The organism is Sphingomonas sp. CFBP8993 (assembly GCF_034044895.1).
Classification (GTDB): Bacteria; Pseudomonadota; Alphaproteobacteria; order Sphingomonadales; family Sphingomonadaceae; genus Sphingomonas.
In genome coordinates, this window is sequence record NZ_JAXCWU010000004.1 from 128,959 (window position 1) to 151,278 (window position 22,320).

A 22,320-nucleotide genomic window follows, 5' to 3' on the forward strand; every position below is an offset into this window, starting at 1 on the left:
ACAATGCTTCCTTATGCGAGCCCGAGGCCACCGACCACAAGGTCGATGATCTTGATGCCGACGAACGGCGCGATCAGGCCGCCCAGGCCATAGATCGCCAGGTTGCGTGCCAGCAGCGGGCCCGCCCCCATCGGCTTGTAGGTGACGCCCTTCAGCGCCAGCGGCACCAGGAGCGGAATGATCAGCGCGTTGAAGATGATCGCCGACAGGATCGCCGATTGCGGCGTCGCCAGACCCATGACGTTCAGCACGCCGAGGCCCGGGTAGAGCGCCACGAACATCGCCGGGATGATCGCGAAATATTTCGCGACGTCATTGGCGACCGAGAAGGTCGTCAGCGCCCCGCGCGTCATCAGCAGCTGCTTGCCGAGGCCGACGACCTCGATCAGCTTGGTCGGATCGCTGTCCAGATCGACCATGTTGCCCGCTTCGCGCGCGGCCTGGGTGCCGGTGTTCATCGCCACGCCCACATCGGCCTGGGCCAGCGCGGGCGCGTCGTTGGTGCCGTCGCCGCACATCGCGACCAGCTTGCCGCCCTGCTGTTCCTTGCGGATCAGGTCGAGCTTGTCCTCCGGCGTCGCCTGGGCGAGGAAGTCGTCCACGCCCGCTTCGGCGGCGATCGCGGCGGCGGTCAGGGGATTGTCGCCGGTGATCATCACCGTGCGGATGCCCATGCGGCGCAACTCGCCGAAGCGTTCGCGAATGCCCGCCTTGACCACATCCTTCAGGAAGATCGCGCCCAGCAGACGGCCATTCTCGGCCACCGCCAGCGGCGTGCCGCCCGCGCGCGCGATCTCGTCGGTGATGCGACGGAGTTGCGTCGCCGCCGCCGTCTCGCCCACACCCGGATGGGCGCGCAGGATCGAGTCGACCGCGCCCTTCTGGATCAGCCGGTCACCGATCTTCACGCCCGAGATACGGGTCTGGGCGGTGAAGGGAATGATCTCCGCGTCCGCAGGCAGGCTGGCGATCGAGACCTTGAACTGATCGCGCGCCAGAACGACGATCGAGCGGCCTTCGGGCGTCTCGTCGGCCAGGCTGGCCATCAGCGCAGCTTCGGCCAGCGCGTCGACATCCGCGCCGCCGACCGCACGGAACTCGCTCGCCTGACGGTCGCCGATGGTGATGGTGCCCGTCTTGTCGAGCAGCAGCACGTCGACATCGCCCGCCGCCTCGACCGCGCGGCCCGACTTGGCGAGCACGTTGAAGCGGACCAGACGGTCCATGCCCGCAATGCCGATCGCCGACAGGAGCGCCGCGATGGTCGTCGGGATCAGCGTGATCAGCAGCGCCGCCAGGATCGCCACCGGGATGCTGCCACCGGCATAGGAGGCAAAGCCCGGAATGGTGCCGACCGCGATCAGGAAGATGATGGTCAGGCCGACAAGCAATATGGTCAGCGCCACCTCGTTCGGCGTCTTCTGCCGCTCGGCACCCTCGACCAGTGCGATCATGCGGTCGAGGAAGCCCTGGCCCGGATTGACTGTCACCTTCACCCGGATCTCGTCCGAGATGACGCGCGTGCCCGCCGTCACCGCCGAGCGGTCGCCGCCCGCCTCGCGGATGACGGGCGCGCTCTCGCCGGTGATCGCGGCTTCGTTGACCGAAGCCACACCGGCGACAACCTCGCCGTCCGAGGGGATCAGGTCGCCGGTTTCGACCAGCACCACGTCGCCGATCTTCAGCGCGCTGGCGGGGACATTCTCCCACTCATGGCCAGCGCCCCTCAGCCGCTTGGCGGTCAGTTCGGCCTTGGCGGCGCGGAGCGACGCCGCCTGCGCCTTGCCGCGCCCTTCGGCCAACGCTTCGGCAAAGGTGCCGAACAGCACGGTCAGCCACAGCCAGACGACCAGTTGCAGCTTGAAACCGGTGGTCAGCCCGTCATGTCCGACGACGAGCAGGACGGTCAGGAGCGCGGCGACCACCGCAGTCACGAACATCACCGGATTGCGGATCAACTCGCGCGGATTGAGTTTGACGAACGACGCCTTGATCGCCGGGAGCACGAGCTCGGCGGTGAACAGGCTCTTGGTAGGGGAATTGGCCACGACTGGCGCTCCCGATCAGAAGAGTTGACCGCGGATCATCGCAAGATGATCGGCGATGGGACCAAGGGCGAGGCTCGGCAGGAAGGTCAGGCCGCCCAGCACCAGCACGATGCCGACGAGCAGACCGATCCACAGAACACCCGTGGTCGGGAAGGAACCGGCCGAGGCGGGAACATGCTTCTTCGCCGCCAGGCTGCCTGCAATGGCGAGCATCGGCACGATGATGAAGAAGCGGCCCACCCACATGGCGACGCCCAGCAGACCGTCATACCAGGGGGTCGCGGCGGTCAGGCCACCAAAGGCCGAACCGTTGTTCGCTACCGCACTGGTGAAGGCATAGAGGATTTCGCCGAACCCATGCGGCCCCTTGTTGAGCGGCCCGGCCAGCCCCTGCTGCGTCACACACGACAGCGCGGTCAGGCCCAGGATGAACAGCGGCAGGACGGCGATGGCAAGGACAGCGAGCTTGACCTCGCGGCTCTCGATCTTCTTGCCGACATATTCGGGCGTGCGACCGACCATCAGGCCCGCCACAAAGACGGCCAGGATGGCGAACAGCAGGAAGCCGTAGATACCGGCACCGACGCCGCCGATGACGACTTCGCCCAGCTGCATGTTGAACAGCGGGATCATGCCGCCAAGGGCCGTGAAGCTGTCATGCATCGCATTGACCGCGCCGCACGACGCCGCCGTGGTGACGGCCGCGAACAGGGCCGAGGCGGCGACGCCGAAGCGAACCTCCTTGCCCTCCATATTGCCGCCCGCGACGCCAAGCTGGTGCAGCACGGGGTTGCCCGCCGCTTCCGCCCAGTAGCAGACCGCCGCACCGCCCAGGAACAGCAGGATCATCGCCGACAGGATCGCCCAGCCCTGGCGCGTGTTGCCGACCGCCTTGCCGAAGCACCATGTCAGGCCGAAGCCGATCATGAAGATCGACAGCATCTGGACGAAGTTGGTCAGCGCGGTCGGGTTCTCGAACGGATGCGCGCTATTGGCATTGAAGAAGCCGCCGCCATTGGTGCCGAGCATCTTGATCGCTTCCTGGCTGGCCACGGGGCCGAGCAGGATCGACTGGCGCACGCCCTCCAGCGTGTCGACGCTGACGACACCGGCCAGGGTCTGCGGCACGCCGCTGGCGATCAGGAAGACGGTATAGACGACGCAGAGCGGCAGCAGCAGATACAGGGTGATGCGCGTCAGATCGGCCCAGAAATTGCCGAGATTCTTCGTCTCACGCCCCGCAAAGCCACGAAACAGCGCAAAGGCCAGCGCGATGCCGGTCGCCGCCGACAGGAAATTGTGGATGGTCAGGCCCAGCATCTGCGACAGGTTCGACATGGTCGACTCGCCGCCATAGCTTTGCCAGTTGGTGTTGGTGGTGAAGCTGATCGCGGTGTTGAACGCCAGATGCGGGGTCAGCCCGGCCAGCCCCTGCGGATTGCCCGGCAGGTAATATTGCACGCGCAGCACGATATAGGTCAGGACCATCAGCGCGACGTTGAAGATCAGCATGTGCAGCGCATAACGACGCCAGCCCTGCTGCGCGTCCGGGTCGATCCCCGACAGCTTGTAGAAGCCGCGCTCGACGGGGCCGAGCACGAGGTGAAGGGGCGTGCGCCGCCCCTCGTAGAGTGCGAACAGCCACGCACCGACCGGCTTGGTCAGCGCGAGCAGGATCGCGACGAAGCCCAGGATCAGGGCCCATCCTTGAAGCGTCATGGTGCCGCCTCCTTCAGAAGCGTTCGGGGCGGATCAGCACCGCCACCAGATAGACGAGAAGGCCAAGCGCGGTCAGCGCCGCCAGCCAGAGGTCGAGGGTCATGGTCTCGCCCCCCTCACGCGTGGTCGCACAGCCGGGCATAGGCGAGCGTCGCCGCCACCAGCCCGGCCATGACCAGCAACCAGATCAGATCGTCCATGTGCGATGCTCCTCAGAAGGCGGCGGTGAGGGTGGCGAGGAAGGTGCTGCCCGCAATATTGCCGGTGCCGTCCTGCCCCTTGCTGAAGCTCGGCCGCAGATAGGCGGCCTTGCGGTCGGAAATGTTGGTGTCGACCCAGGACAGGCCCAGGGTCAGGTTGTGCCAGCTCGTGTCCGCGCCCAGCGACCAGTCCCAATAATCGCCGGTCGGCGTCGGGGCGGTCGCGTTGGGGCCAAGCCCGTCCATGCCCCAGCTATGGCCGATATGCGCCTTGGCGGTGAACGGCGTGCCCGCGATCGCGGCCGCGCCGTCGCCCCACAGGTACAGGTTGTCGCTCTTGGCGCCGGGATTGTCATAGGCACCGGCCGCCGCGCTCGCGCCGTTATTGTACCATTTGCCGATCGCCTGCTGCTTGGGCGCATAGGCGACACCGGCGGTCAGCGAAACCGGACCGGTCGTGCCCGACAGCTTGGCGAAGGGTTCGGCATAGTCGGTCTTGTTCGCGCCGCCCGGATACATGTACCAGGTCAGGCCCACGTCCAGCGTACCGTTCGGCGTGATCTTGGTCTTGTACCCGCCGATCAGGTCCAGCTCCATGTTCGCGCCGCCGAAGGTCCCCCACCCCGCCAGGTTCGACGCCCAGGTGCCGACGTACACGCCGCTTTCATGGGTCGCCGTGATGCCGGCCTGCACCGCCATATGCTCGTCCGACTGCGAAATGCCGCGCAGGCGATAGTCCGAGACGATCGCGGCCGACCCGCTGACTGTCACCGGCGACGGCGGCGCGGTCTCGGCGGTCTGCGCCGATGCGGCGGCCGGAAACACGAACAGCGCCGTGGCGGCGCTCAACATCATGGTCTTCATATATGCCCCTATGGACAGGCCGCCACGAGTGAGTTGGGCGACCTCCAGGACCGAGCAATTAGGCCCGAGCGCCGTAGCATTGCGAGGGCGATCCCCCGGTTTCGCATATAGAGGGCGTATAGTGGCCGCTCATTCCTCCCCTGGAAGGGGAGGTGGCAGGGCGGAGCCCTGACGGAGGGGTGTCACCCTCTCGATAGCGGGACACCCCTCCGACGCGCTGCGCGCGCCACCTCCCCTTGCAGGGGAGGAAAAGAAAGGCGTCACCGAAACGTCAACGATCTCCGCCATGGGCGTACCGATGGTCACCTTCTCCCGCCGCTCCCTCCTCTCCGCTGGTGCCGCCCTGGCCGGGTCCGCCGCCCTGCCCCCGGCCATCGCCCGCGCCGCCGCGATTCCGCCCGACCGGCGCACGGGCACGATCCGCGATGTCGAGCATGTCGTCATCCTGATGCAGGAGAATCGCGGCTTCGATCATTATTTCGGCACGATGCGCGGCGTGCGCGGGTTCGGCGACCGCTTCCCCATCCCGGTGGCATCATCGGACGGAGAGCCGCGCACCGTCTGGCAACAACGGGACCGCACGGCCAAGGACGGCCCGCGCCTCGTCTCGCCCTTCCACCTCGACACGGACAAGGAGTTCGCGTTGATGCGGATGGCAGGCACACCGCACACCTGGCCCGATGCGCAAGCCGCATGGGACGAAGGCCGCATGGCCCACTGGCCCGAGGCGAAGCACCAGCGTGCCATGGGCCATTATGCCCGCGCCGACCTGCCCTTCCAGTTCGCCTTGGCCGAGGCGTTTACGATCTGCGACGCCTATCACTGCGCGGTGCAGACGGGGACGAATACCAACCGCCTGTTCCTGTGGACCGGCACCAACGACCCTTCCGGCCAGGCGGGCGGCCCGGCGATCGGCAACTCGCATGACAGCTTCGTCGAGAATGGCGGCGCGGCCGACCCGTATCGCTGGACCACCACGCCGGAACGGATGCAGGCGGCGGGCATCGACTGGCGCATCTATCAGGACATGGCGGACAATTTCACCGACAACCCGCTGGTCGGCTTCCACGCCTATCGCGAGGCGCATCACGGGCGCGGCGACCCGGCGCTGAAGGACCGGGCGCTGACCACGCGCGGGCTGGACGCGCTGAAGGCCGATGTGCTCGCCGGACGATTGCCGCAAGTGTCCTATGTCATCGCCACCGCCGCGGGGTCGGAACATCCCAATCCCTCCAGCCCGGCTCAGGGCGCGGCCTATACCGCCGAGCTGCTCGACGCGCTGACCGCCGATCCGAAGGTCTGGGCGCGCACCGCGCTGTTCGTGATGTTCGACGAGAATGACGGGTTCTTCGACCACGTCCCCCCGCCCGCGCCGCCCTCTCGGGATGCGGACGGCCGGCTGCTGGGCGGGTCGACCGTCGGTCTGGCCGGGGCCTATCATGACGTGGCCTCGACCGGCGATGCGGACCTGGACAGGCCCGCCTATCGCGGTCGCCCTTATGGCCTGGGGCCGCGCGTGCCGATGTATGTCGTCTCACCGTGGAGCCGGGGCGGCTGGGTCAATTCGGAAGCGTTCGACCACACCAGCGTCATCCGTTTCCTGGAGACGCGGTTCGGGTTTCACGAACCCAATATCGCCCCTTGGCGGCGCGCCATCTGTGGCGACCTGACCAGTGCGTTCGACTTTGCCGGGAGCGATGCCGGACTGCCTATGCTGCCTGACCCGCGCGCGCTGGCCGTCCGCGCCGCCGCGATCAAGGGACAGGTCGACCCGCAGGCCCCCGCCGCGACCGGCGCGCCAAGCCAGGAACCCGGCATCCGCCGTGCCCGCCCTTTGTCATACCGGCTGGACGTGCAATGTAGCGCCGACCCAGCGGGCGTTCGCCTGCGCTTCCATGCGCAAGGCGCGGGCGCGGTCTTCCATGTCTATGACCGCCACGCCCTGGACCAAGTCCCGCGCCGCTATGTGCTGGCGGCGGGCACCGAGCTGGAGGATGTCTGGCCCGCCCCCCATGACCTGTGGGTGCTGGGCCCCAACGGTTTCCACCGTCATTTCGCCGGGCGCGCTTTGGCCGTCGAGACGCGGCTGGAGGACGACGCGCTGATCGTGACCGTGCCGCTGACGCTGACCGACCTGTCGATCGTTCGGCTCGAACCCGGCAAAGCCTCGCCAGCGCCTCGCCCGCTCAAGCCCGGTCGCCACCGCTTATCGCTGGACAAGGCGCTGGGCTGGTATGACGTCACCCTGACGCGGGCGAACGATCCGCACTACCGCCTGCGGCTGGCCGGACGGCATGACAGGTCCGGCCGCGCGACCGTCAGCGATCCGTTCCGTGCCTGACCTTCAGTCGAGACGGCATTATAGGGAGTTGCGCTGAGCGCCTCCCCAGGGATTCCTCTGCGAAACTCTCCCAGCACCACCCCGGCGAAGGCCGGGGCCCAGTTGCGAGACGAGTCTGAGTTACCGGAAACGATTCCCAACTGGACCCCGACCTTCGCCGGGGTGGTCCATGGTATTGGGCTATGTTCCCACTTTCCGAGACATTTTTCCGGGGGTGCGGCAATCGGATTTCGTCGCATGTCATTCCCTCTTTCGCACCCGCCGGACCAGCGATAGGGTAGCGTTCACACAAATGAATTTTGTTATTAGGGGACGGATATGCGGGGCAATGCGCGCGCCATGGCGCTGGGCGGTCGGTGGGCCTTGGCGCTATCGGTCCTGCTGGCGGGCGTTGCTCCCGTCGCCCTCACCGCCGATCCGCTGGCCACCGTCGAGCGTAACGGCGCGCTCGTCTCGGTCGAGCCTTACGCTCCCGGGATCGTCCGCGTCACCATCGCCACCGATCGCGGCGAGACGGCAGGAAAGCCCGGCTATGGCCTGATCGCGAAAAGCAACGCGAGCGGTTGGTCCCACCGCGCCGACACGACCGGCGACGTCTTCGCCTCGCCCGGCATGACCGTGACGGTCGCCGCCCAGCCCTGGCCCAAGCCGCCCAGCCAGATGGAGCGGTATTTCGCGCCCTCGCTGCCGCCCGTGTCGATCAGCTTCGCCAGTCCCGACGGCAAGCCGCTGACGGCCATGAACGGCTGGGAAAAGGCGCCGCACACCGTCTCGGGCGAGAAGACCTTCCGCGTCGGGGCCAGCTTCACCGACACGCCCGACACCCATTATTATGGCCTCGGCCAGTATCAGGACGGCGTGCTCGACTTGCGCGGACGCACCATCGACTGCCGCCACGACTATGACCGCCCCGGCGGCGAGTCCGTCTGCGTGCCGTTCATGGTGACGGACAAGGGCTATGCGATCCTGTGGGACAATCCGTCCGCGACGACCGTCTCGCCGGGTCTGATGAACGCGACCAAATTCGCCTCCAATGTCGGCGAGCGCGTGTCGTTCTTCGTGATCGCGGGCAAGACGACCGACGAACTCTATGCCGGTTACGCCCGGCTGACCGGCGCGACGCCGTTGCCGCCCAAGGCCGCGTTCGGCCTGATCCAGAGCAAGGCGCGCTACGAGACGCAAGGGCAGTTGACCGAGATCGCCGACGGCTATCGCAAGCGCGGCCTGCCGCTCGACATCATGGTGCTCGACTGGTTCTACTGGACCCGGATGGGGCAGCTCGACATCGACCGCACCGCCTTCCCCGATCCGGCGGGCATGAACGCGCATCTCAAGTCGATGGGGATGCAGAGCATCATCAGCATCTGGCCACGTTTCGAGCGCGAAAGCCGCTGGTTCGACACACTGGCGGCCAAGGGCTGGTTGATGAAGGACAAGGACGGCAATCCGGTCGACGGCCTGCCGATCCGCTCCGACCGGGCGGGCGCGTTGATCGACAGCACCAATCCGGAGGCGCGCGCCTGGTTCTGGGACAAGATCCGCGACAATATCTTCTCCCAGGGCTTCGACTATGCCTGGCTGGACGAGACCGAGCCGGATCTGGTGCCCGAGGGGCATTTCTATGCCATCGGGTCGGGCGATCGCTATCGCAACGTCTATCCGCTGCTCCACACGTCGAGCGTCGCCGAGGGCTCGGCGCGCGACCGGCCGGACAAGCGCAACATGATCCTGTGCCGAGCCGCCTATCTCGGCACCCAAGCCAATGGCTGCCTGTTCTGGTCGTCCGACGTGCAGTCCAACTGGGAAGCGCTCAAGCGGCAGGTGCCCGCAGGCTTGGGCATGACCGCCAGCGGCATTGCCTATTGGTCCAGCGATACGGGCGGCTGGCAATGGCCGAACGGGCCGGAGGCACGGCACCCGGTGCTGGTCGATCCGGCGGGGGCGACCGCGATGGCGCCGTCGTACCGCGACTACCCCGAACTGTTCGTCCGCTGGTTCCAGTATAACGCCTTCACGCCGACGCTGCGCATCCATGGCCAGCGGCCGGGCACGGCTTTGTGGGATTACGGCACCGCCGCGGAGCCGATCCTGGCGAGCAGCCTGCGCCTTCGCTACGCGCTGATGCCGTATATCTATGCGCTGGGGCGGCAGACCAGCCAGACCGGCGCGCCCTTCATGCGCGCGCTGTTCATGGACTTTCCGAACGATCCGGCGGTCAAGGATCTGGGCGACGAATATATGTTCGGACCGGCCTTCCTGGTCGCGCCCGTCACCGAACAGGGCCAGACGTCGCGCCGCGTCTACCTGCCCGCCGGGGCCGACTGGTATGACTGGTGGACCGACAAGCGCTATACTGGCGGCCAGTGGATCGAGGCCGCCGCGCCGATCGACCATATCCCGCTGTTCGTCCGCGCCGGTTCGATCGTGCCGATGGGCACCCAGGTGCCCAGCACCGCGACGACGCAAGCGCTGGAGAGCATCCGCGTCTATCCCGGACGCGATGCCGATTTCACGCTGTATGACGATGACGGCGCCACCAACGCCTGGCGCAAGACCGGCGGGCGCAGCGCGACGCTGCGCTGGGACGACAAGGCCCGTCGCCTGACGGCCAGCGGCCGCCTGCCGACCGGTCAGCCAGTCGAACCGCTGGTCAAGATCATCGGTCGGTAACGGCACGCCAGGCTCGCCGAACAGGCGGTTTGGCGCCTGTTGCCCGCGCGATACGATCGTTTTGCAACGGACCGGAATATCCGGCCGACAGGAGGGAGAAGGATGATGATCGGAGTGATTGCCATGCTGGTCGCGGCCCTGCCGACAGGGGCTGCGGGCCAGGCCGCCCCTATGGGCGCGCCGAGTGCCGCGGCACAGCCCAGCATCTTCGACAGGGCGATCAACACGCCGGGGATCGGCTGGACGCCCTACGGTCCGAACCAGACCGCCAAGCAGGTGCCCGCCGCCGGAATCCCCGGCGGCAACGCCGTGCAGGTCAGGATCGCCAAGGCCGGGGCCAATCCCTGGGACAGCGGCGTCACCTATCCGACGGTCAAGCCGATCGCATCGGGCGACACGCTGGTCACCATGATCTTCCTGCGCGCGCCGAACGCGCCCGAGGGGCAGACGGTGCCGATCCCCGTCGCCATGGGTGGCTCCGAGCCTCCCTATCCGACGATCACCAGCGAACCGCTTCAGGTCGGATCGACATGGAAACGCTATTTCGTGACGGGCGTCGCGGGCCAGGCCTTTGCGGCGGGCAAGGCTAACGTCTCGGTCCAGCTGGCTGGCGCGAAACAGGTGGTCGAGGTCGGCCCGGCATTCCTGCTCGACATGGGGCCGAAATTCGATCGGTCGAAGCTGCCCGCGAACTGATGCGGCGGGGTGGCCGGGGCGGTGTGTCTGCCGCGTCGGCCATCCCGTACCCGACACTCCGCTCGGACCGAGCGGAGGTTGGTATGAAAAAACCGCCTGCCTCCCCTTGGGGACGCAGGCGGTTTTCTGTTTCAACACGTACCGGCCGAACCCCGAAAGGTCCGGCCGGCAATCCGGATCAGAACGTGCCGCGAAGCGCGAACGAGAAGCGGCGGTCGTTGACGATGTACGAGCGCGGCGCGGTCGCGGTCGAACCGCTGATATAGGCCTGCTCGGTGCGGATGACTTGGTTGGCCAGGTTCACGCCCTGCACGCCGATCTTGAGATACTTGTTCAGGTTGATGAACGCCGAGGCGTCGAGCTGCCCGCCCGCATCCTGATAGATCGAGGTGTACGGGAAGATCACGTCCGCCGGGGTCAGCAGATACTTGGAGCGCCAGTTATACGCCGCACGCAGCGAGACCGGACCCTTTTCGTAGAACAGGGCCGCATTGACCGTGTGCTTCGACAGACCCTCGAGCGGGATGTTGCCCGGCTTGATGTTCGACGTGTTGGCAGGCGCACCACCGTTCAGGAACGAGTTGGGCAGGCCCGAGCTGTCGATATAGGTGTAGCTGCCGCTGGCACCGAAGCCGCTGAGCAGACCCGGCAGGAAGTCGAAGGTCTGCTGATAGGCAACCTCGGCACCCTTGATCTTGCCGGTGCCGTCGAAGTTGGACGGGCCACGGACGAGCACCGACTGGGTAATGCCGTTGCTGGTGATCGAGCGGTTGGTGACCGACTGGTAGAAGAAGTTCTGCACCGACTTGTAGAAGACGTCGACCGACAGCTGGCCGACGCGCGCGAAATACCATTCGACGGTCGCGTCGAACTGCCACGCGGTCGCGGGCTTCAGATAGGGGTTGCCCGCCGTCGCCGTGATCTGACCGCTATTGGCGTCGAAGCCCAGCTGCAGGAAGTTGCGGATGTTCGCAAAGTCCGGACGGGTCATGACCTTCGACGCGGCCAGACGCAGCACCACGTCCCGCCCAATGCCGAACTTCAGGTTCGCGCTGGGCAGGAAGTAATGATACTGGTTCCGCGCCGTGTCCGGTACGGTGATGCCGGTCGAGAAGGCGGCGATGTTATTGTAGGCCGCCTCGCCCAACTGGCAGATGCCGGCCGGACGTCCCGTGACAGTGGTGCCGTCCGGACGGGTGGTGGTCGTGATGGCGCAACGCGTCGCGAAGGCGTCGGTCGTGCCCGTCTGCTGCTGTGTCGGGGCGCCGATCGAACCCGCCGAGGTAAGGTCGGTCAGGACGTAGCGGACACCGACATTGCCGCTCATGCGCACATTGCCGAACAGGGTGCCCGGGGTGGCGAAATTCAGCTGGCCGTACAGGTTCTTGTCCTGCTGCGACACGTCCTGGATTTCCGAAGGCAGATACGGCGTACCCGCGACCACGCCCGCCCGCTGCGCCAGCGGCGACCAGGTGGTGGCGGTCGAACCGTTGGCGGTCTTCCACAGATTGCCGATCGACTGGATATAGGCCGCAGACTGCTGGTAATTCCCGCTCAGGTCACCCGTATAGTAATAGGCCGACGGCGCACCGTTGGTCGCGCCACGGAAGAAGTTCGGGAAGGTATACAGCTCGGTCTGGCCGGGTGCCTGCGCGAACGACACCGGGTTCGTGCCCGACCACACTTCCGACAGCGCACCCCAGTTATAGGTGGTGTAGCGGACCTGCGACGAACGGTCGGCATAACGCGCGCCGAACTTGGCGTGGGTGAAGAAGCTGCCGTCGTCGAACTTATAGTCGACATCCGCCTTGAACGCATATTCGCGGCCCACGCTGTCTTCCAGGTGGTCCATCGCCGCGCGCCAGAACTGGACATTGCGGTTGGCGAAATACTGCGAGTCGGTCTGCTGGTTCAGCGTCGGGTTGGGCGTGGCCCAGCTTGCCTGCAGCGTCGAGGGCTTGTGCGGGGTCACGATCGGCAGGCTGCCCGACAGGTCGAGCTCCGAATCCGCGAAAGTCGAACCGAACACGCGGAAATCGGTGCTGGTCTTCTTGGCACGGGTATAGTCGCCGTCCAGGTTGATCGACAGGTGATCGTTCAGCTGGGTCTTCAGGTTCAGACCGAAATCCGTGACGGTGTTCTCGTCACGGGTCATGCCACGCGCCAGCGACTGCTGCGTACCGCCGGTGGGAACCCAGCAGGTCGCCTGGCCGCTGCACGATGCGCGGTAACCGTTGCCCGGTGCCGTGATATAGCCCGACTGGAACAGGCCGTTCGCGTCATAGGCATAGTTCTTGGTCGTGCCGGTGGGGCACTGCGCGATCGTCGAGTTGGCCGGACCCGCGTTGTTCTGCACGCAACCGACCGGAAAGGTGTTGTATTCGGCCAGATCCGGCGCGGTTTCGAAAGTCCGCTCCGAGGTGTTGTTGATCGTGTGGGTACGCAGGAACTGCGCGGTCAGGACGGTACGCTCGTCGGTGCTCTGCCACTGGCCCGCCAGCGCGATACCGTCACGCTTGCGATCGAACTCCTGCGTCGCGAACTGGCCGCCGATCGGGGCGTAACGCAGCGATGCCGGGTCGAGATTGCCGTCCGCACCCGGCGTGCTGGCCGCGCCGCACGCGAAACCGGTCGTGCCGCCGACGGGCAGCGTCGTCTGGTCGACCGTGCCGGGCAACGGGTTGCGGCAGTTCTGTGCGGTCGTCGAGTTCGCCGCCAGCGCCAGCGTGTTGTCGCGGGTCTGGATGTTGGTAATGCGGATGCTGTCGGCGCGGCTGCGAACGCGCGAATAGGACACGTTGCCGAGCAGGCCGAAACGGCCGATGCCGGTGTCCCAGGTATCGCTGACCAACAGCGAGCCGGTCGGCGACCACTTCTTCTTGAAGTCGCCGTAATTGCCCTCGGCGGTGAAGCCCAGGTGGAAGCCCTTGTTGTCGAAGGGCTTGCGGGTGTTCAGGTTAACGGTACCGGCAAGACCACCCTCGATCAGCTCGGCAGTGGCGTTCTTGTACACCTCGACCGAACCCAGCAATTCCGCGGGCACGTCCGAGAAGTTGATCGCCTGGCCACCGATACCGGCCGAGAAGGTGTCGCGGCCGTTGAATTCGGAGCGGACGAAGGTCAGGCCGCGCACCGCGACGCCCGAACCTTCGACCGAGAAGTGATCGGGGTCGTTGGCGGCGGCGAAGCGGCTGATCGACACGCCGGGAACGCGCTGAAGCGCCTCGGTGACCGAACGGTCGGGCAGCGCACCGATATCGCTGGCGGTGATCGCGTCGACGACCGTGTCCGAATTGCGCTTGATCGTCTGGGCGTTGGCCAGGCTCTGGCGGATGCCGGTGACGACGACTTCGTTGGTGGTATTCTCGGCATCGCCCGCGGGCGGCTGCGCCCCAGCGGCCTGGACGCTGGCGCTGGTGCGCGGCGTGGTCGATCCTGCCGTACCCTGACCCGCGACGGCACCGGTCGGCGACGAAGCGCTCTGGTCCGGATCGGTCGTGGTCTGTGCGAAGGCGGGCGTGGTCAGCGCGGCGATGCACAAAGCACCGGCGGACGCGCCGAGCATAAGCCGATTGAAACGATTGGCATTTAGCGGCGCAGCGCTGCGCATATCGGTCATCCCCCCCTGGTCGGGCGCCCCATTGGCGTCACGTTATATTAGGTCGCGATCGTGCCTATTGGCCTGAACCGCAGACTCGTGATTGCGCTACCAGCAACATTTCGACAAGATGTTTAACTTATAAGCGTCCGATCCGGGACAAGGTGCGACATTCCTGCCACGCTGGCTTTCAGGGTGGATTGCAGGAAGCCGTAACCCACGCCATGGAATAAGAAAAATGGCCTACGAATTCGGTGGGTCGGGAGTGGATGACAAAGGTGACAAACGACAAGGTTCGGGTCGTCATTGTGGGCGGCGGTACGGCAGGCTGGATGGCCGGCGCCGCGTTCACGCGTCTCCTTTCGGGACAGTGCAGCGTTCGATTGATCGAATCGGACGCGATCGGCGTGGTCGGCGTGGGCGAGGCCACCCTGCCCCATATCCGCGCATTCAACGAACGGCTGGGCATTTCCGAGGCCGATTTCATGGCGCGCACCGCCGCCACCTTCAAGCTGGGTATCGAGTTTCGCGACTGGGGCCGGATCGGTGACAGTTACATCCACCCCTTTGGCACGTTCGGACGCGGGGCGGGCGCGATCGACTTTCACCATTATTGGGCCCGGTTGCTGCACGAGGGGCACAACCTGCCGCCGCTGGACGACGTATCCTATGCCTGCAAGCTCGCCCGTCAGGCCCGGTTCGATCATCCCGATCAGGTGCGGGGTGGCCTGCCCTCGACCTTCGGATATGCCTATCAGTTTGATGCGCTGCTGTTCGCGCCCTATCTGCGGCAATTGGCCGAGGACGCGGGCGCGGTGCGGACCGAGGGGATGGTCGTCGATGTCGAGCGGGACAGCGAAAGCGGCCTGATCCGCGCGGTCGTGCTGGACAGCGGCGAGCGTGTCGAGGGCGACCTGTTCATCGACTGTTCGGGCTTTCGTTCGCTGTTGCTCGGCCAGACGCTGGAGGAGCCGTTCGAGGACTGGTCGCGCTGGCTGCCGACCGACCGCGCGGTGGCGATGCCGTGCCGGACCGAAACCGCCGTCACCCCCTATACCAGCGCGATCGCCATGCCCGCCGGATGGCGCTGGCGCATCCCGCTCCAGCATCGCACCGGCAACGGCTATGTCTATGCCAGCGACTTCATCAGCGATGCCGACTCGGCACGTGCGCTGGAGCAGGCGGTCGAGGGCGCGCCGCTAGCCGCACCGCGCCAGCTTCGCTTCAAGGCGGGGCGTCGCCGTCGCAGCTGGGTCGGCAACTGCGTCGCCATCGGGCTGGCCAGCGGGTTCTTGGAACCGCTGGAATCGACCAGCATCTATCTGGTGCAGCAGGCGATCACCGCCCTGATCGAGCTGTTCCCAACGCGCGAGATGGCCGCGTCCGACCGCGACGAGTTCAACCGGATCATCGACCTGGAATATGACCGGATCCGCGACTTCCTGATCTTGCATTACCACGCCACGACGCGCGACGATTCGCCCTTCTGGAACTATGTCCGCACCATGCCCATCCCGGACAGCCTGGCCGAGAAGATGGAGCTGTGGCGCAGGCGGGCGCGGGTGGTGAAGTATCGCGAGGGCGTCTTCCTGGATGCCAGCTGGATCGCGGTCTATCTGGGCCAGGGAATCGTTCCCCAAGGCTGGGACCCGCGTGCCGACATGGCTGCCGCCCCCGATCTGCTGCGCGCCGTCGGCGATCTGCGCGCCGAGATCGCGGCCGACGTCGGCACGCGGCCCGGCCACCGCGCCTTTCTGGAACGCTACTGCCCGATGGCCGCGGCATGAGCGCCGCCGATCGCATCGACCATGTGCTGGTCGTCGGGGGCGGGCTGACCGCCTGGTACGCCGCCGCCGCGCTGAAGCGCCGGGCACCGTTCCTGACCGTGACACTGCTCGCCACCCCTCCGGCAGCGGATGCGCTGGCCGACCGCATCGCCTGCACCCTGCCCTCGCTGCCCGGTTTCCAGGTCGATCTGGGCATCGGCGAGGATGACGGGGTGACCCGCACCGGCGCAGGCTATCGGCTGGGGACGCGCTTCGTCGGTTGGGCGGAGGGACGGCCGGATTATGTCCATGCCTATGACGGCTATGGCCACCCGATCGGCTCGGCGGCGTTTCACCTCCACTGGGTCCGCGCGGCGCAGGACGGTACGGTCGCACCCTTTGATGCGTTCTCCCCCGCCGCGCACCTTGCCCGCGCCGGACGGTTCGTACCGCCGACGCCCGACACGCCCTTTGCCGGGCATGATTACGGCCTGACCCTCGACCTCGATCGTCAGCGGGCGATGATCCGCGCCTTCGCAACCCATGTCGGCGTGATCGAGATGCCGGGCGAGATCGAAGAGGTTTCGGTCGATGCGCGTGGCTTCGTGACCGGCGTGACGCTGATCGACGGGCGGACCGTGACGGCGGACCTGTATGTCGACGCGACCGGCCCCGCCGCCACGTTGCGCGAGGCGGTGGACGAGGAATGGCGGGACTGGCAAGCATGGTTGCCCTGCGACCGCGTGCTGCTGGCGATGGCCCCGGCGGGCGAAGGTGCGACTGTCCTGACCGAGGTGACCGCGCACGCCGCCGGATGGCGCTGGTCGAGCGGGGAGCAGCGCGGCATCGCCTATAGCGCATCGCATCTGTCCGACGCCGATGCCGCCGCGATGCTGGGCACGACGGCCGACGCAGTCATCGCGATCCGCCCCGGCACCCGCCCCTGCCCCTGGCGCGGCAACTGCATCGCCATCGGCGACGCCGCCACCCAGGTCGAGCCGCTGGAATGGTGTAACCTCCATCTGGCGCTGAGTGCGATCGACCGGCTGATCGCGATGCTGCCCGACCGCCACATGGCCGAGGTCGAAGCCGCCGACTTCAACCGCCAGACGCTGGCCGAGGCGGAGCGGGTGCGCGATTTCCTGGCCGCGCATTACCGCACCGCGCACCGCTCCGAACCGATGTGGCACACGGTGGCGCAGGCCGCGCCGCCACCCGGCCTGGCGCATACGCTCGCCCAGTTCGCCGAACGCGGTCGCCTGCCTTTCTATGAGGAAGAGACCTTCACCCGCGACAGCTGGGCCGCGATCCTGCTGGGTCAGGGGTTCCTGCCGCGCCGGGTCGATCCGCTGGTTCATTCCACCTCGCCCGGCGACGTGCACCGCATGATGGCGCGGATGACCGACGCGATCGCCGCCGCCCTTCCGCACACCCCCGCCCATGCCCAGTGGCGTGCGGCCCAGATGAGGCGCCTTGCCCGATGACCCCTAAGCATGACCAGATGATCCGCCGGGTCGTGATCGTCGGCGGCGGCACGGCGGGGTGGATGGCCGCCGCCGCCTTCGCCCGGTTGCTGAACAACGGCTATACCCAGATCACGCTGGTCGAATCCGAGGAGATCGGCACGGTCGGCGTCGGCGAGGCGACGATCCCGCCGATCATCACCTTCAACCAGATGCTCGGCCTGGACGAGAACGACTTCCTCGCTAAGACCGGCGGCACCTTCAAGCTGGGTATCGAGTTCGTCGACTGGGGCCAGCGCGGCGAACGCTATTTCCACCCCTTCGGACGCCATGGCCAGGACCTGCAGGGCGTCCATTTCCACCAGCTCTACCTGCGCGAACGCAGCCGCCGCGCGCTGCCCGACATCGCCGACTGGTCGATGAGCGCGATGGCGGCGCGGAGCGGCAAATTCGGTCGCGCCAAGGCCGATGCGCGCTCACCCATCCGCGAGTTGTTCTACGCCTTCCACTTCGACGCCTCGCTCTATGCGCGTTACCTGCGCGGCTATGCCGAACGCGGTGGCGTGACGCGGATCGAGGGGCGTATCGACGCGGTGAACCTCCGCCCGGACGACGGCTATGTCGAATCGGTGACGCTGGCCGATGGGCGGCGGATCGAGGGCGACCTGTTCATCGACTGCTCGGGCTTTCGCGGCCTGTTGATCGAGGAGGCGCTGGAAACCGGGTATGAAAGCTATGCGCAGTGGCTGCCCTGCGACCGCGCGGTCGCGGCCCCCTGCGCCTTGCCCGACCCGGCCGAGCCCGATCCCTTCACCCGCTCGACCGCGCGCGATGCCGGGTGGCAGTGGCGTATCCCGCTACAACATCGGATGGGCAACGGCCTGGTCTATTGCAGCGACTATCTGGATGCCGAGGCGGCCGAGGCGCAGTTGCTCGGCAGCCTTGAGGGCGAGCAGTTGGGCGATCCCCGCCATCTGCGTTTCACCGCCGGGCGGCGGCGGCAGAGCTGGAACCGCAACGTCGTGGCGCTCGGCCTGTCGAGCGGATTTCTCGAACCACTGGAGTCGACCAGCATCCATCTGGTCCAGGCCGCGATCCAGCGTTTGGTGGCGCTGTTCCCCGACAAGCGGTTCGATCCGGCCGAACGCGACGAGTTCAACCGCCAGATGCACGACCTGTATGAGGATGTGCGCGACTTCATCATCCTGCATTACAAGGCGACCCGACGCGACGACACGCCCTTCTGGAACCGCGTGCGCACCATGGACGTGCCCGACAGCCTGGCGCGCAAGATGGATTTATGGGCAGGCAAGGGACGGTTGTTCCGCGAAGGCTATGACCTGTTCAGCAACCCCAGTTGGGTCGCGGTCTGCCTGGGCCAGGGGATCGTGCCCGACAGCTGGGAACCCGCCGTCGACGCGCTGGACGAAAATCTGGTCGCACAGGCACTGGAACAGATGCGCGCCGGTTACGCCGATGTCGCCGCACGCCTGCCCAGCCATGGCGACTTCCTGCGCATGACCGCCCCCTCGCCACTCGCCCCCGCCATGGCCAAGGGGCGACCCGCCGATAGCGGGTTCGACTTCGCCCGTGCGCCCGGCGGCGGCACCGGCAACGGCCCGCTGTTGTGAAGCGCCTTGCCCTGCCCTTGCTGGCACTGGCGACTATCGGCGCGACCGATGCGCCGGGGCCGCATCTCAACCAGGTCGGCTTCCGACCCGACACCGCCAAGCGCGCGATCATCGCCGCCGGGGGATCGAAGCCGCTGGCCTGGGACGTGCTGGACGAAGTGGGCAGCGTCGTCGCGCGCGGGCAGAGCGTGCCGTTCGGCCCCGACGCCGCCTCGGGCGACACGGTGCAGAAGATCGACTTCGCCGCGGTGCGGACGCCCGGCACCTATCGCCTGCGCATCGATGGCCAGGTGAGCCACGCCTTTGCGATCGCACCCGATATCTACCGCCCGCTGGCCCGCGCCGCGCTGAACTTCTTCTATCAGCAGCGCGCCGGAACGCCGATTGAGGCGCGTTTTGCCGGGGGTGCCGAATGGGCGCGGGCGGCGGGGCATCCCAAGGAAGTCGTGTCCTGCTTCAAGGGCACCGACCAGTCCGGCACCCAGTGGCCGGGCTGTCCCTATACGCTCGACGTGACCGGCGGTTGGTATGACGCGGGCGACCAGGGCAAATATGTCGTCAATGGCGGCATCTCGCTATGGATGCTGCAAAACCTGTTCGAGGCCAATGCCGTCGCGCCGCCCTTTGCCGATGGCAGCGCCGCCTTGCCCGAGGCGGGGAACGGCATCAACGACCTGCTCGACGAAACGCGTTGGGAGATGCGGTTCCTGCTGTCGATGCAGGTGCCCCAGGGGCAGACCCTGTCCCTGCCGGTCGGGCCGCAGGGGCGCGGGCCGTACCGGCTGACGCCGGTCGATGCCGGGGGCATGGCGCATCACAAGGTCGCCGACCGCCACTGGACCAGCCTGCCCACCGCGCCCGCCGACGATCGCGAGGAGCGGCTGCTCTATCCGCCCAGCACCGCCGCGACGCTGAACCTGGCGGCGACCGCCGCGCAGTGCGCGCGGATCTGGCGAAACGTGGACAAGGATTTTGCCAAACGCTGCCTGACGGCGGCGGGCAAGGCGTATGAGGCGGCGCTGCGCAATCCCGACATCTATGCCGCGCAAGCCTTTACCGGCAGCGGCGGTTACGGCGACGACAACCTGTCGGACGAACTCTATTGGGCGACCGCCGAGCTTTATGCCGCGACCGGCATGCCCGAACTGGCCGAGGCGCTGCACCGGATGCCGCTCCACGCCGCGCCGCTGTCCGGCGAGCCTAGCTGGGCCTCGACCGCCGCGCTGGGCACGATCACGCTGGCGACCGCGAGCGGCGTGGCACCCGCCGAGCGGGCGGCGGCGCGTGCGAAACTGGTCGCGCTGGCCGACCGTTTCCTGGCCGAGGAAGCGCGCTCGGGCTATCACATCCCCTATGCCTCGACCGCCTATAGCTGGGGCTCGAACAGCGGCATTTTGGGGCGCGGCATGATCCTGGCGCTCGCCGCCCGCTTCACCGGCGAGGCGCGCTACCGCGACGGCGCGGTCGATGCGATGGACTATGTGCTGGGCCGCAACCCGCTCGACCAGAGTTATGTCAGCGGTTTCGGCTGGAAACCGATGATGCACCCGCATCACCGTTTCTGGGCGCATCAGGTCGACGCCCGTATGCCCGGCCCCCCGCCCGGCGTGCTGAGCGGCGGCGCGAACAGCACCAGCTTTCCCGAAGCCTCGGCATCGCTGCAGGGTCGCTGCGTGGGCATGCGCTGCTGGATCGACGATGCGCGCGCCTATGCGCATAACGAGGTCGCGATCAACTGGAACGCGCCGCTTGTCTGGCTGACGAGCGACCTGGCCGTGCCAGTCCGATAGATTTCCACCAACACCAATTTCAATATTTCGGAGGGGACGTAACAATGGATCGTCGTAATTTCATGAAGTCCGGCATGACGCTGGGCGGGGCCGCGCTGGCCACCGGTGGCGGCACGCTGGCGGCCAGCGGCGCGGCGGCGGCCACGGCCTCGGACCTGAGCTTTCCCAAGGATTTCCTGTGGGGCTGCGCCACTGCCTCCTACCAGATCGAAGGCGCGGTGAAGGAAGACGGGCGCGGCCAGACCAACTGGGACGTATTTTCGCATACGCCGGGCAAGATCGCGAACAACGACACCGGCGACGTCGCCTGCGACAGCTATCACCGCTATAACGAGGACATCACGCTCCTGAAGAATCTGGGCGTGAAGGCGTATCGCATGTCGCTCGCCTGGTCGCGTATCTTCCCCGAGGGTCGCGGCAAGCCCAACCAGAAGGGCCTGGATTATTATAACCGCGTGATCGACGCACTGCTGGCGGCGGGCATCCAGCCCAACGTCACCATGTTCCACTGGGACCTGCCCCAGGCGCTGCCCGGCGGTTGGCAGAATCGCGATACGGCCAAGGCGTTCGCCGACTATGCGGGCTTCATGGCGGGCAAGCTGTCCGACCGCGTCCACCGCTTCATGACGGTCAACGAGCTGCGCTGCTTCACCGACCTCGGCCATATGGTCGGCATCCACGCGCCGGGCCTGAAGCTGCCCCAGGCGCAGGTGAATCAGGTCCGCCACCATGGCTGCCTGGCGCATGGCCTGGGTGTCCAGGCGATCCGCGCCAATGCCAAGGCGGGCACCGAAGTCGGCATCGCCGACAATGCCAGCATCTTCGTCCCCGTCATCGAGACGCCCGAGCATATCGAGGCGACGAAGAAGGCGATGCGCGAAGAGAACGCCATGTTCCTGACCGCCGTGATGGAGGGCAAATATACCGACGCCTATCTGAAGGCAGCCGGAGCCGATGCGCCCAAGGTGCAGGCGGGTGACATGGCGGCGATCGCCAGCCCGCTCGATTTCGTGGCGCTCAACATCTACACGCCGACCTTCGTCAAGGCGAACCCGGAGGACCCGCGCGGCTATACCCCGCTGCCGCACCTGCCCAACTCGCCGCGCATGGCCTCGCCCTGGCTCTATGTCGGCCCCGAGGCCGCCTATTGGGGGGTGCGCGCGGTCAGCGAGATGTGGAGCCCCAAGGCGATCTACATCTCGGAGAACGGCACCTCGGCCGACGACAAGCTGAACGACAAGGGCCTGGTCGATGACGGCGACCGGATCATGTACCTGCGCAACTATCTGGGCCAGTTCCGTCGCGCCGCGACCGAGGGATATCCGCTCAAGGGCTATTTCCTCTGGAGCCTGATGGACAATTTCGAATGGGCCGACGGCTATGGCCTGCGCTTCGGCCTGCATCATGTCGACTATGCGACCCAGAAGCGCACCCCCAAGCTGAGCGCGCAGTGGTATAAGGAGCTGATCCGCCGCAACGCACTCGTCTGATCCCGTCGACCTGACCAAGACGAAACCCCGCCGGTCGCAGGACC

At 66.9% G+C, this 22,320-nt stretch carries 13 protein-coding genes; 8 read left to right on the top strand and 5 right to left on the bottom strand.

What is annotated here, in order from left to right; genetic code table 11:
* Positions 1-11: 11 nt before the first annotated feature.
* The 4 genes from kdpB to SOM26_RS09485 all read right to left on the bottom strand — a co-directional run bounded on the left by kdpB (position 12) and on the right by SOM26_RS09485 (position 4,831).
* Positions 12-2,048, bottom strand: coding sequence for a potassium-transporting ATPase subunit KdpB (gene kdpB / locus SOM26_RS09470; RefSeq protein ID WP_320452479.1), 2,037 nt, complete (start codon positions 2,046-2,048; stop codon positions 12-14).
* Between the two features lie 15 nt (positions 2,049-2,063).
* Positions 2,064-3,767 (bottom strand): potassium-transporting ATPase subunit KdpA, encoded by a 1,704-nt coding sequence (gene kdpA, locus SOM26_RS09475; protein ID WP_320452480.1) that lies wholly within the window; start codon positions 3,765-3,767, stop codon positions 2,064-2,066.
* 13 nt (positions 3,768-3,780) lie between these two features.
* Entirely contained in the window at positions 3,781-3,870 is a 90-nt protein-coding gene (gene kdpF, locus SOM26_RS09480) for a K(+)-transporting ATPase subunit F (protein ID WP_037531783.1), read from the bottom strand.
* A 109-nt stretch (positions 3,871-3,979) separates the two neighbouring features.
* Positions 3,980-4,831 (bottom strand): TorF family putative porin, encoded by an 852-nt coding sequence (locus SOM26_RS09485; protein ID WP_320452481.1) that lies wholly within the window; start codon positions 4,829-4,831, stop codon positions 3,980-3,982.
* A 298-nt stretch (positions 4,832-5,129) separates the two neighbouring features.
* Here SOM26_RS09485 and SOM26_RS09490 point away from each other — a divergent pair, with 298 nt between their 5' ends.
* The 3 genes from SOM26_RS09490 (at position 5,130) to SOM26_RS09500 (ending at position 10,538) form a co-directional block, all read left to right on the top strand.
* On the top strand, positions 5,130-7,172 hold the full coding sequence (locus tag SOM26_RS09490; protein ID WP_320452482.1) for a phosphocholine-specific phospholipase C: 2,043 nt from the start codon (positions 5,130-5,132) through the stop codon (positions 7,170-7,172).
* A gap of 318 nt (positions 7,173-7,490) precedes the next feature.
* On the top strand, positions 7,491-9,842 hold the full coding sequence (locus tag SOM26_RS09495) for a glycoside hydrolase family 31 protein (RefSeq protein WP_414712039.1): 2,352 nt from the start codon (positions 7,491-7,493) through the stop codon (positions 9,840-9,842).
* A gap of 102 nt (positions 9,843-9,944) precedes the next feature.
* Positions 9,945-10,538 (top strand): hypothetical protein, encoded by a 594-nt coding sequence (locus SOM26_RS09500; protein WP_320452483.1) that lies wholly within the window; start codon positions 9,945-9,947, stop codon positions 10,536-10,538.
* Positions 10,539-10,716: 178 nt separating this feature from the next.
* Here SOM26_RS09500 and SOM26_RS09505 read toward each other — a convergent pair whose 3' ends face one another.
* Entirely contained in the window at positions 10,717-14,103 is a 3,387-nt protein-coding gene (locus SOM26_RS09505) for a TonB-dependent receptor (RefSeq protein WP_320452484.1), read from the bottom strand.
* Positions 14,104-14,405: 302 nt separating this feature from the next.
* Here SOM26_RS09505 and SOM26_RS09510 point away from each other — a divergent pair, with 302 nt between their 5' ends.
* Genes SOM26_RS09510 through SOM26_RS09530 form a run of 5 tightly spaced genes read left to right on the top strand, consistent with a single transcriptional unit; the run spans position 14,406 to position 22,276 of the window.
* The gene (locus SOM26_RS09510; protein ID WP_320452485.1) at positions 14,406-15,923 is read left to right on the top strand and encodes a tryptophan halogenase family protein; all 1,518 of its coding nucleotides are present in this window, start codon (positions 14,406-14,408) and stop codon (positions 15,921-15,923) included.
* The gene (locus SOM26_RS09515; RefSeq protein WP_320452486.1) at positions 15,920-17,386 is read left to right on the top strand and encodes a tryptophan halogenase family protein; all 1,467 of its coding nucleotides are present in this window, start codon (positions 15,920-15,922) and stop codon (positions 17,384-17,386) included. Before SOM26_RS09510 ends, SOM26_RS09515 begins: the two co-directional genes overlap by 4 nt.
* Positions 17,383-18,996: a tryptophan halogenase family protein gene (locus SOM26_RS09520; RefSeq protein WP_320452487.1), complete on the top strand. Its 1,614-nt coding sequence runs from the start codon at positions 17,383-17,385 to the stop codon at positions 18,994-18,996. The genes SOM26_RS09515 and SOM26_RS09520 overlap by 4 nt, the downstream gene beginning before the upstream one ends.
* Complete coding sequence (locus SOM26_RS09525; RefSeq protein WP_320452488.1) at positions 18,993-20,786, top strand: glycoside hydrolase family 9 protein; 1,794 nt, start codon at positions 18,993-18,995, stop codon at positions 20,784-20,786. Before SOM26_RS09520 ends, SOM26_RS09525 begins: the two co-directional genes overlap by 4 nt.
* Positions 20,787-20,830: 44 nt before the next feature.
* Positions 20,831-22,276 carry a GH1 family beta-glucosidase gene (locus tag SOM26_RS09530; RefSeq protein WP_320452489.1) on the top strand — a complete coding sequence of 482 codons (1,446 nt, stop codon included), beginning with the start codon at positions 20,831-20,833 and terminating at the stop codon, positions 22,274-22,276.
* Positions 22,277-22,320 lie beyond the last annotated feature (44 nt).